Source organism: Catenovulum sp. 2E275, assembly GCF_025515275.1.
In the GTDB taxonomy this organism is placed as follows: Bacteria; Pseudomonadota; Gammaproteobacteria; order Enterobacterales; family Alteromonadaceae; genus Catenovulum.
The window spans coordinates 14,773-27,073 of sequence record NZ_JAOPFU010000048.1 but is presented as its reverse complement, the minus strand read 5'-3'; the positions used below and the strand labels follow the sequence as shown (position 1 = coordinate 27,073).

The following is a 12,301-nucleotide window of genomic DNA, read 5'->3' as shown; positions in this document are numbered from 1 at the left end:
AGCGATTGACGTGTAGTGAGCTACACAAATGAGCTATAACGCAGAAGAAATGCCAAACAAACGCTGCCTTTTAGGTTCGTTCTAAATGCTTTTTACTCTTTGTTGCAGCATTTTGACTTAACCCATTAGGCCTTCAATGCTGCGCCGCGATTAAAAAGCATTTAGTTAGAACAAAATTTGTACATCAAACGTCAACAGACCCTAGCAAAGAATAGATTTGAGTTAACAAAATAAAAAGTGATTGACGCCTATTTTCAGCTGATTTCTAGAGTGCCGCTGATCTTTTAAGCCAATTTTTCAACAGTTTGTCGAAGCTAAACTCCACGTAAAAATTACCATACAGCTATTTTCCATACTCATCGTTATGTAAGTATTTCAATCATAAACCTATCGATTTCAATTGATTTATCTGCTTACAAAGTCAACTAGCTTATTTTCTAGGTGCAGGACCGGTGCTATCACGCACAATTAACTCTGTTTTTAACTCAATATATTTTTCAGCCGGTTTACCTTTAAGTAGCTGATAAAGCTGATGCATACAGGTTTTGCCGATTTCGTCCACTGGTTGGCGAATGGTTGAAATAGCCGGATAGGTATATTCTGCAAATTTAATATCGTCAAAGCCAATAACCGACATATCTCTTGGTACAGAATAACCATGATCATGTAATACCTTAATCGCGCCCATTGCCATTAAGTCGCAAAAACAGAAAATTGCAGTAGGTCTGTCTTTAAATAACAACAACTTTTTAGTTTGTTCAACCCCAGAATCAATTTGGTAATTGCCTTGCATAACCAATTTATCGTCAATTTGAATTCCTGATGTACGTAGTGCCTTACGATATCCAGCTAGACGATTAGCATTAGTGGTGGTATTTTCATTTCCGGTAATAACCGCAATGCGCTTATGGCCTAAATCAATTAAATGTTGAGTAGCTTTACGTGCACCCTCTTCATCATCAACCATTACTTTATGAATACCATCATAAGCAGTTGACTCACATACGTTAACAATGGGGGGTAGATTTACATTACCTTTTTCATCAGGCACAACTTCAAGTGGAAGATTATAAGAAAATAATAAAATCCCATCGGCCTGACCATATTCAACCATTTCAGCGTACTGCTCTGCCCGTTTAGGATCATTTTGGGTATCACCTAACAACACCGAATACCCCATTTTTTGGGCTTCGCGTTCAATCGAGCAGATAATCCCTGAGTTAAACGGATCGGTTACATCCGGAATAATCACAACAATGTTACCACTTTCTTGCGTTCGCAGGCTTGATCCCATTTTATTGGGTTTATAACCTGCTTTTTTCACTGCATCGTTCACTTTTTGACGTGTTTTTTCAGAAACAATTTCTGGATTACGTAAAGTCCGACTCACAGTTGCAATTGAAACACCAGATAAAGCAGCAACTTGTTTTATTCCGATTTTGGCCATTAGTATAAGCTCTCTTGTAATTTTTACATAAAACGTTTACATGATACTGTAAATCCTTTCAAGCTAAAACTATTTACATTCAGGATTTACTTTTATTTTTCATCATTTTCAATAATTGCATTAATTAAATCCGGCAATAATGCTTCTCCACTTGCCCGGTTAAACAATGCAAACCCGTTTTGCCCTGTATCACCATTGTCCCAATAAAACGGAACCAAATGATGATTAAATGCCGATTGAGTAACATAATCGTGCCATGCAAGTCGATAAACATGATGCGCTTCAATATTAGTACGGGCAATAGCGCCATATTCACCCAAAATTAGCCCAATGCCCTGATCATAAAAATGAGTTTGCATCTTTAAAAACTGAGCATCAATATAACTTTCATTAGCCCAACCTACTGTTTTAGAAGCATCTACTGCGTTTTCACCCCATTGAGTTTTATCTGAGCTGGCATCTAAAGCAAATTCATAAGGATCATAAAAATGAACCTCCATCATTAAACGCTCGGCAATTACATCATCCGGTATTTGAACAAAATTTACAGTGTGATCTATGTTGGTATTAAAGCCTTGCACAATCAGTTGGCGATATGCATTTTTGCCGCCAGTTGCCCTAACTGCTGCAATAAATGTCTGGTTAAAACTATTTTGAACTTGGGTATATTCAGCGCTAGGCGTTGAATAATCTCCCTCTACCATCACCTCGTTAGTACCGGCAAATAATAATTTATCGTCATATTTTTCAAAATACTCCGCAATTTGAGTCCACATAATTGCCAAACGATTATTAACTGAATCCTGCTCATCACTTACAGGTTGCATCCAACCACCATCCCAGTGAATATTTAGCATCACATATAAATCTTGTGCAATTGCATAACTGACAACTTCATCAACCCGGGCTAACCACTCTGTTTTAATGATAAAATTTTCAGGATCAGAAAATTGGCTCCACGCGACTGGTAGCCGAATTGACTTAAAACCAGCCTGTTTGATCGCATCAATCAACTGAGTATTAATTTCTGGATTCCCCCACGCGGTTTCGCCCCCAACAGCATCTAGCGAGTTACCAATATTAAAACCCACCCCCATTAATTCGGTAAATTCAGTGCTGCTTATATCTCTTATTCCCGTTGAATCAGGCGTTTTAATATACTCAAAACCTTGTTGGGTAACGGCTAAGTTAGCCGTGTTATTGCCTGCACTCACCTGCAAATTAGCACTTCGGCTGGCAGTTTGCATATTAACCAAAGCCGTTAATTTAATTTCTGCATTACCACTACCTTGTGTTTTAGATAAATGCAGCCATTGCTCAGCACCAGTTATTGACCAATTCTCAGTTGTCGTAATATTCAGTGTTTGAGTTAAACCAGTTAGTGCAAATTCAACAGAATTCGCACTTAAACTAATTTGTGTTTTAGGTTGCTCTTTATCCGGCTCAGGCTGGGTGTTTGAACCTTTAGAGCTCCCACCGCTTCCAGAGCACGCACTGAGCAATAAGCTCAGGGTGAAGTAACCCAGCAGAGACAATTTTTTAGCAGTTATCATACTCAAACCTTTTCATTTATTAACCTCAACTCTGGATAAGAAGTTAGCTAAAGCCTTAAATTGACTGGCTATTAGTATTATTTTGTTTTCTAGTGTTGAGGTTTATTATTCTAATTTATGCTTTCACTTGCTTTAGCTATTGCTCAAGCTGGCGGATATATTGATCAATAAATGGATTTAACTGCTTGGCCCAAATTTCATAACCTTGCTCGTTTGGGTGTAATAAATCCGGCATAATCGCTTTTGATAAATGTCCGCTTTCGTCTAAAAAGTCAGCGTTAAAGTCAGCTCTGAGTGCGTTATGTTTAAGGGCAACATCATCCAATAACTGATTCACTTTAATATTGTTTTGGCGAGCTTCGTCTGAAATTTCAGCGCCTCTTGGAAAAATATTAAGCAATAAAACTTTGCTATTTGGAATGCGTTTATCCAGCTCAGTTAAAATGGCATTAATGCCATTAATAATAAACTCAGGATTTTCCATTCTATGGCCTGTATTGTTAGTCCCTATCATAATCATCACTAACTTAGGCGATAATCCATCGACTTCGCCATGCTGTAATCGCCACAAAACATTTTCAGTTCTGTCACCGGAAAAACCTAAATTAAGCGTATGAATGTCGGCAAACCATTTATTCCAAACGTCTTTACCTGCATCTTCCCAACCATGAGTAATCGAGTCACCAATTAAGATAAAATCAGGGTTTTGTGTTTTCGCCTGCAATAATTTTTGTTCATGTCTTGGCATCCACCATTCTACCGACCAATACTCATTTAACACTGCTGGCGTAGTTGATAAATCACTCGGGTTAGCGCATTCAAAATTAGCTGCGCCATTAGCATGGATGGTGACATTTTTAATTTGAATATCTGCGCTGCCATCGCCTTCTAAAATCAGGGGCTGATCGAGTTTAGAATAGTCTGCATTGGGCTGCTCAAAACAACTCAGTGGTATCTTGAGTGTTTGCCAGCCTTTACCTGTATTTTGCTGTACCCATTCTCTTAATCTGACCTTACCCGTACAAGATTCGCCGCAGGACAAAACCAGATTGAGCGCACTTTTATCCGCATTATCCGCTTTTAAATCAACAGACAATATCCCTTTTTCAGTAAACTGAGTCAGGTTAAGTGGGTTTTGGCTATAATCCCAAATCAAAGCGCTATGCCATGAGTTTTGAAAGGATAATGTTGCCGTATTATCTGCGACAATCTGGGCTTTGGTAAATTGGGCTTTCCCGCTTTCAATTTCGCTAACAAATTCAGCTTTAGCATTAACTAGATCAACCGTTCGTTGATGGTTTTTGAGTTTAAAACCATGTGTCAGTGTTTTATCAGTTGAAAGTTTCAATGAAATTTTTTCATTGTCATCATTGGTGCTGTTACATGCTAACAGCACCAATGATAATCCGGGTAAGCATAAAATTTTAGCAAGCTTATTCATTTAATTTCCTTTATTTTCAGACTAATAAGCCTAAGGCTGATAGGCTGCCATTTTTACTTTTAAAATATGTGGCTTAGAGGTAAAGTTTAAGCCCCAGTCGGTTTGATCGCCGTTCCAGATTCTCTCCATCACCCATTGCCCGTTTTCAAAATGGCCTTCTTCTACCTTTTCTATCATATAATGTTGGCCATCTAACTCAGATGAAGCTGAAAATGTGACACGCGCGCGTAAAGCTGTGACTAAATACTCATTCTCTGAAAGTTTTACAAATAATGCGCCACCCGATGCAGGATTATTTCCCACTGGCGGGTCTATCCAAAACATTTCACGACCATAGGTAATTTCAGCATTCCATAAGCCTAAATCTAAATTTTGAGTATATTTATGTGCGTTATCTTTAATGATCTCGGCTTTTTCACTTTCGGTTGTTTTTGCATTCCATAATCGTTGTGATTCACCAAAGGTATCGTGTGGCTCTGCAACACCCCAAACCGGATTTTCAAAACTTAATCTAGCCCAGTCACTTGCCCACGAGGCCATTAAATGATTCATTTCGGCAAACGGTGCTAAAGTTTCGTCATTCACTTCTTTTGCACCCAATGGATAATTAGCATAGTCGGTATAATCCATCCCAAATGGCGCAAACCCTATGCCTTGTTTACCTAAAGTTTCAAAAAAATATCGGGCATAAGGCTGATCGTTACCAATTTCGGCAACAAATAATGGGTTATCTTTTCTAGAATACAGCTCTAATACTTTATTTGCGGTTTTATAGTCTCGGAAATAAATATCTGGCGAAATCATATCAATATGTGGCGCTGCAATTTTCCATAAATCAATCACATTATCGGTCGGCCCGCCCATCGAATAACCATCACCCGGATAAAAAGGGTTTCGCAGTGCAACATTCACATTCATTGGTAGGTCTTTAATTTGCTGCCCGGCAGCTGCAATTTCATCCACATAACGGCCGATATGCCATGCATGAAAAAACTCATCCGCATCTTTGCCAAAAACTTCATCCCAAGTGCCTGATTTTACATTTAATCCTTTAACCAATTCAGTTGGAACAGCTTGTTCAAATATAGCTTGTGCGGCTTTCGAAAAATCACGTTTGGTGCCATAAGTACCGACTTCATTTTGTACTTGCACCATAATCACTGTGTGATTTGGATCATTTTGTTTTAGATATTGCATTAGGCGCTTAAATGCTTTTTTATCCGCTTCCAGTGTATTTTTACCATGCGGAGACAATGAGTTAAGCACTTTTCCATGTTTAGTGATCACGCGCGGAAATCTATTATTATCTAACTTAACCCAAGCTGGTGCATAATGCGGCGCATTATTTTTCCAAGTAGCAAACCACAGTAAAACCACTTTGACATTTTTTTGCTGTGCCTGTGCAATTAAAGCATCAAGGTAACTAAAATCGAACTGACCTTCAATTGGCTCAATTTGCTCCCACGCAACCGGAATACCTAAAGTATTAGCATGAAGTTTTTCAACTACAGGCCAAACATCCTTTAATTGTGATGGGTAATTAGCTGAATTATTGGTTTGTGCAGCCAATAATAAAAAGGGTTTGCCATCTACCATAAACGCATGTTTACCATTTTCGGTCACAATTTTAGGTAAGCTATTTTGCCCTTCCGCTGCAACATTATTAGAAAACGTTTTCTTTTTTGCTTCAATATTATCATCACTGGTATTAGTTGCAGCACAAGCGGTTAAAACCAATGCACCTGCCAGTGAAACAGGAAGAGCAGGAAAAAGAGCGCAAAAACGTGTAGAAAAATATCTAACAACACGATTAGAAATACCTTGTTTAAAATGCTTATTTTGCTGTTGCAAAATCATAATCAATACCCTTAAATTTTAATTTCATTTAATTTTTGTTTATAGCCGTTTAACCAATGTGTAATTTGAGTTTTATCTAGCGCATGTAATACAGGGTCAAAACCATAATGGCCTTGGGTAGCTAAAACTAATAAATTGCTCCAAATTTCACGGATAATTAATGGATTAAGCTCGTGAGATAACCTTGCCGAGCTTTTAAATAAAGCAATACGTTGTTGATTTTCTTCGGTTAACTGAATACTTTCAGTCTGCTCATTGGTACTTTGAACATCTTCCGAATCTCTGTTTAAAGCAAATTCAAATAAATTCTGATACGCCTGATACTGATTAAGATCTTGCATTAATAGTTGTTGGAATAAAGCAGCGTTATTTTTTTCAAAATCTTTATTAGGAAATAACTCAAGCAAACGCATCAATGCCCGTAAAAATAAGTTTGAAGCAGCAAAAAGCGGATTGGTATCCAGATGAATCTCCGCCAGATTAAGACAATTGTGTCGCCAACTCTCAAACTGTTGAAGCTGTAAACTGGCTTTATCACAAATCATTTCAGCATTTGGATAAATTGCTAAAATCTGCTGATGAACCTGCTGTAAACTAATTGCATTCGGGTCATAATAAACACTCACAATTCGCTGACCGCTAAAATCATAATGATGATAAATACAGTCATCACAGTTAACCGTTTTATAAAATTGAGCCGTTTGACTCATAGCGACTTTAAACTGAGCAAAAGCAGTATATTTTGATATAAACTTATCTTTTATATTGTCAGCATTCGCTGGATTATTGGTAGAATTTTGAGCACTTTGAGTTAAAAATGCTCGCTGAAAATGAGCCGATGTATTAATGATTAATTCGGTTTTAATCACTTGCTCATCAGCTAAAACCAATTGTTCAATCTGATTATTTTCACTGTTACAGCTAATTGATTTTACTGCTGCACTATATGACTTGATGCCAACAAAATGAGCTGCTTGTTTTAAAAAGTGCAGATAATCATGGCCATTGATTAACGCAGATAAATCATAACGACCTAACTGAGGTGGAATTTGCTGCGGTAAGATAAGCTGCTGAGCCTGTGAAACCCGCACTGCCAAACTTAAATTTTCAGAAGTTTGTGTCAATAAACTTAAAATATGCGGCAGTTCAAACCCTTTATATTGTGCAAGCTTAATGTCATTACCAAGCCACTTTTCGGTTTGTTCTGATTTAATTTTAGTAGCTGAAAATAATTGGCTTTGATTTGGCTGCATTACAGGTTTTAAGTTAATCCCGAAACGCTGATGAATCTCAAAAAAGAAGCTACCCGCTTCAAAATATGCCGGTTGGGATAATTCTGCATTTTCAATAATATTGATTTCACATTTACCCTCTAAAGCACGATACAAAATAATCGCACTCATCCAGCTTTCAATTTGGTTACCAATAATGCTTATTTTGTTTATTACTTTATTTTGCATAATAAAACCTAGCGGATCAGGGCTTGAATATATTGACTGGCTGTCGGTAAATGTTGACGAGCCATATCGATTTGCTGTTTTTGGGTTTGCATAAAATGAGTTAACTCTTGCTCGCTTAGCCAATCTAATCGACTATCGTATTGAGCAGGTAAAAAATTCTGACCAATACAGACCGCAGGCCAAACCCCAAATTGGCCCAGCTCGGTACGACCAGACTCAGCAAAGGTCGCCAGTCGCTGCTTGAGTGAATCAGGAATAGTCATATTTTGTGCTCTTAACCAAAATTCACTGTCCGTTTTTTGATTAAGGTGATAATGCAAAATAATAAAATCGCGAATAGTTTGATAGCTATAATCCATTACTTGGTTATATTCTTTTTGCTCAGCACTCATATCATCCAGATTAGGTAATAACTCTAAAAATTTAAAAATTCCCTGCTGAATCAAATAAATACTGGTGGATTCCAGCGGCTCTAAAAAGCCACCAGATAAACCAATCGCAACACAGTTTTTGTGCCAGTATTGCTGTCTGCAACCGGTTTTAAATCGTAAAACCCTAGGTTCGGTAATCGGTTTAGTTTGCAAGTGTTGGTTAAATAAATCAGCCGCTTCTTGATCCTGCATATAATCAGAATCGTACACCAATCCGTTCCCCATACGGTGTTGAAGCGGAATTTTCCATGCCCAGCCAGCTTTATGGGCGCTGGCAATAGTCATCGGATAAACAGTGTCAGTTAATTCGGTTTGTGCAACAATTGCGCTATTAACCGGCAACCAGTGCGACCAGTCAATAAAAGGAACATTCAGGGTTTGATCAATTAATAATCCTCTAAAGCCACTGCAATCAATAAAAAAATCAGCGGCTATTGACTCACCATTCTGTAAAACTAAAGATTCAATCGCCTGAGTCGCATCTTGTTTAACTAATTCAACTTTACCCTCAACCCGAACCACTCCTTTTTCTTCGGCATATTTACGCAAAAACCGGGCATAAGCAGTAGCGTCGATGTGATACGAATAAGCATATTGTGAAAACTTTTCGCCTTCTAGCTGTTTTTTTTCTGGAAATTTTTGCTCTAACGCCGCTTGTGCTAAAAATGAATAACGGTCAAAAGAATCAGTTAAACCATGCTGATTAGCTTTTAACCAATAGTGGTGAAAATCGATCCCTTTGGTTAATTCTCCAACTTCACCAAATGGGTGAATATAACTGTCACCTTGTTTGCCCCAGTTTTTAAACTGAATACCGAGCTTAAAAGTGGCATGGGTTTCACGAACAAATTCGGCCTCATTAATCCCTAAGACTTCATTAAATTGGCGGATATGAGGAATGGTAGATTCACCCACGCCAACAGTGCCAATTTGCTCTGATTCAACTAAAACAATTTGATAAAACTGTGACGGTAAACGATTAGCAAATGCAGCAGCGGTCATCCAACCGGCTGTTCCGCCCCCCACAATCACAATTTTACGAATTTGTTTTGTTTGCATAAAAATGCCTTTTACTTATTTTTGTTATTTAGCCTAAACACTCATTAAAAATAAGAGGGGAAAATCCCCTCTTATTTTAGGTTAATTTAAAAATTACCATTAATACCAAAGCTATAGCGAATATCATTTTTATGGTAAGCACCGTGGAAAGCACCTGGACCATTTTGATCAACTAAGCTCTTAGTAACTGTATCAGCTAAGTTATTTGCTGATAAAGATAAGGTTAAATTATCATTTAGTTTATAACGAATTGAACCATCTAAATAACCCGCATCATCATTGTATACAGGTAAGCGCCAGTTGGTATCTACTATGTCATCGCTTGTAGCAACAACATGGCCACCCTGGTCTAAATCTATACTCCCATTGAACCCATTAGCACCAACCGAAGTTAAGAATTTACTACGCCAGTTATAAGCTAAACGTACAGACCAATCACCTTTTTCATAAATACCGACTAAGTTATAAGCATTTTTAGAAATACCAATAAAAGGTAATTCACCATAACTAGAGCCATCTGTATCAACCGGCGTTGAGCTAGGTCTTAAATCAGTTTCACTATCCATGTAGGTATAGTTAAACTGAACACCAAATCCATCAAATGGCGTTGGTAATTCTCTAAAGAAGTGAGTTACAGCAAACTCAGCACCTCGTAATTTAGCTTCTCCGTCACTTACTAAACGATCCACTCGATATGTATATTGTTGACCACCAGTAGGGCCATACATCTCATTAACAGTTGACATAGACTGATAATTTTCAATGTCTTTACTAAATAATGCAAAAGACATATTACTGTCTTGCTCATAATACCATTCAAGAGATATATCAAACTGAGTCGACAGCATAGGATCTAATTCTGGATTACCTTGTGCAGTTGCATTTAAATCATAATCGCTTGGAACAAATGCTTCTTTCTCATCATCCGGCTTGTCTTGGTTCCGTTCTGCTTTAGCGTTACCAGCTTCATTTAAATCGGCATTTAAATCCAACCTTGAACGTAAATCTGTAAACGCAGCTCTAGCCATAGCTTTTGCGGCTGCAAACCTTAATACTAAATCATCCGTAATATCTACCCGCATATTAAAACTAGGTAAAATATTGTCATAATCATAATCAGCAATTAATGGTTCAGGTGATGATGCAAAAATACTAGCTGTAGGATAATTAAGGTAACCAAATGCTGTATTTTCAGTTTTAACATATCTAACCCCAAAGTTACCCGATATTGGCATATCTGTGTCAAAACCATAATCAGCCATTACATATACAGATGAAGTTTTTTCTTCTTGAGAGTTAAACCATTGTTCATCCATTAAATTTCTTGGTTGCCATGTCCCATTTACATCAAACCAATCAACATAAGTAACGGAATCTTTTATGTCGTTATAAGTGCCAGGAAAACCTGCTGCTAAATTTGCATTTGGTGCATACAGACTCGCAGGTTGCTCAACATCACCACCAAAGAAATCATCAAATTGATTTAAATGCATTTGAGATTGAGATGGCGTAGCACCACTTACAATTGCACCAGATGTATAAATCCAGTTACCTACAGCACCCCAGTTATAACCTGTATCAAAGTTATCTGAATTAGAATCAGTGAATCTCACACCGGTTTTAACTGATTTAATTGGCCCAGAATCATCTAGGAAATATTTAGCGTTTGCTTCATAAGCATTCAACTCACCTTTGTTGTTGTACTGATTATCCATTAAGAAATCCCATACATAATTACTAGGATCGCTCATAAATTCATTATCTGATGAAATAGTTGGTAGAGAGCCGCTTAAGTTAACATCGATATAAGGAACCCATACAGATAAAGCAACAGTAGAGTCAATGCCTTTGGCACTTGCGTCTATTTTTTGGACTGCAAAATCAAGCTCCCAATTTTCATTGGAATATTTATAACTTAAGGTTAAATCTTCAGTTGTCGAATTTTTGGTAGATACCCGAATATCTGAGCCCATTTGAATATCATTGTCGCCCATAGATTCAATTCGCCCTGATTCAAAAACACCATTAGAATTATAAACACTATCGGCTGTTGCTGATACTTGGGTTATATCATTACTGACAAATATTGCATCTTCGTCCCAACGCATATCATAATCACTTTTGAAATAGGTTAGTGTGATCTCATGATTTTCCGCTGGTTGCCATTGTCCGGCCAAATAAGTACCACGACGTTTACGATTAAAATTCATAGTCCGCCAATCCGCACCACGAGGTACATAAACGCTTTCGCCCTCATGACCAGGCATATTGTCATACGCAAAAAACGGTCTAACATACATAGAATCATTTCGGGTCGATAATTCAGAGAAAGCAAAATCGGCTAAAAAGCCTAATTTACCAATATTAGTCTCCCAAGTATTTGAATACATAGCAGAATAAGCTGGTTTAACTTCTTCAATCATATCGCCATAATTTGCTTCAAGACTAAACGCAAATTTTTGCCCGTCATTATGAAATGGCAGTTTGGTAATTAAATCTACCGTGCCTGACAAGCCACCTTCAATTTGATCCGCTGTTGGTGATTTATATACATTGACCGCAGATAATAATTCCGGCGGAACATCACCAAAACTAAGAGAACGCCCACCACCGGCACTAAAACTACTGCGGCCATTTAATTCACTGCGTACTTGAGGTAAACCACGAACAATAACCCCATTACCTTCTACTGAAAAATGCTCAGGATCATTCATAGACATATATCTGTCTATAGCTACGCCAGGTACCCGCTGAAGCGCTTCTGTAACACTTCGTTCAGGTAGTGCACCAATATCATCAGCACTAATCCCATCCATAATTTTATTGGAATTCATTTTCACTTCTTGCGCAGAAATAATACTCGAACGAATCCCGGTGACATTAATTACTTCGGTGTCTTCTGCATTGGCTTGAGCATCTTCGGCTGCTACAGCTGAAAAGCTGACGCTTCCGCCCATTGCAGCCATCACTAAAAGTGAGGTTTTGGAAACTTTAAATAAGTCTCTTATTTTTTGTCTTTGTGTGTTAGTACTTTTCATAGTTTTTCCCACTTA

7 protein-coding genes are annotated in these 12,301 nt (G+C 37.8%); all 7 read right to left on the bottom strand.

Translation table 11 applies throughout. The features are described from left to right. Positions 1-430 precede the first annotated feature (430 nt). Positions 431-1,447 (bottom strand): LacI family DNA-binding transcriptional regulator, encoded by a 1,017-nt coding sequence (locus tag N7931_RS16610; protein ID WP_262795468.1) that lies wholly within the window; start codon positions 1,445-1,447, stop codon positions 431-433. Positions 1,448-1,539: 92 nt separating this feature from the next. Next, positions 1,540-3,000 carry a cellulase family glycosylhydrolase gene (locus tag N7931_RS16605; protein WP_262795467.1) on the bottom strand — a complete coding sequence of 487 codons (1,461 nt, stop codon included), beginning with the start codon at positions 2,998-3,000 and terminating at the stop codon, positions 1,540-1,542. A gap of 136 nt (positions 3,001-3,136) precedes the next feature. Next, positions 3,137-4,441 (bottom strand): GDSL-type esterase/lipase family protein, encoded by a 1,305-nt coding sequence (locus tag N7931_RS16600; protein ID WP_262795466.1) that lies wholly within the window; start codon positions 4,439-4,441, stop codon positions 3,137-3,139. Between the two features lie 30 nt (positions 4,442-4,471). Then, entirely contained in the window at positions 4,472-6,298 is a 1,827-nt protein-coding gene (locus N7931_RS16595; RefSeq protein ID WP_262795465.1) for a DUF5597 domain-containing protein, read from the bottom strand. A gap of 11 nt (positions 6,299-6,309) precedes the next feature. After that, entirely contained in the window at positions 6,310-7,758 is a 1,449-nt protein-coding gene (locus N7931_RS16590) for a tryptophan 7-halogenase (protein WP_262795464.1), read from the bottom strand. An 8-nt stretch (positions 7,759-7,766) separates the two neighbouring features. Beyond that, a complete protein-coding gene (locus N7931_RS16585) occupies positions 7,767-9,248 on the bottom strand; it encodes a tryptophan halogenase family protein (protein WP_262795463.1) in 1,482 nt (493 codons plus the stop codon). An 86-nt stretch (positions 9,249-9,334) separates the two neighbouring features. Beyond that, on the bottom strand, positions 9,335-12,286 hold the full coding sequence (locus tag N7931_RS16580; RefSeq protein ID WP_262795462.1) for a TonB-dependent receptor: 2,952 nt from the start codon (positions 12,284-12,286) through the stop codon (positions 9,335-9,337). Positions 12,287-12,301 lie beyond the last annotated feature (15 nt).

What these genes read in the sequence shown, in the direction of transcription:
- N7931_RS16610 (WP_262795468.1), bottom strand. Translation starts at nt 1,447, where the DNA reads ATGGCCAAAATCGGAATAAAACAAGTTGCTGCTTTATCTGGTGTTTCA.
- N7931_RS16605 (WP_262795467.1), bottom strand. Translation starts at nt 3,000, where the DNA reads ATGATAACTGCTAAAAAATTGTCTCTGCTGGGTTACTTCACCCTGAGC.
- N7931_RS16600 (WP_262795466.1), bottom strand. Translation starts at nt 4,441, where the DNA reads ATGAATAAGCTTGCTAAAATTTTATGCTTACCCGGATTATCATTGGTG.
- N7931_RS16595 (WP_262795465.1), bottom strand. Translation starts at nt 6,298, where the DNA reads ATGATTTTGCAACAGCAAAATAAGCATTTTAAACAAGGTATTTCTAAT.
- N7931_RS16590 (WP_262795464.1), bottom strand. Translation starts at nt 7,758, where the DNA reads ATGCAAAATAAAGTAATAAACAAAATAAGCATTATTGGTAACCAAATT.
- N7931_RS16585 (WP_262795463.1), bottom strand. Translation starts at nt 9,248, where the DNA reads ATGCAAACAAAACAAATTCGTAAAATTGTGATTGTGGGGGGCGGAACA.
- N7931_RS16580 (WP_262795462.1), bottom strand. Translation starts at nt 12,286, where the DNA reads ATGAAAAGTACTAACACACAAAGACAAAAAATAAGAGACTTATTTAAA.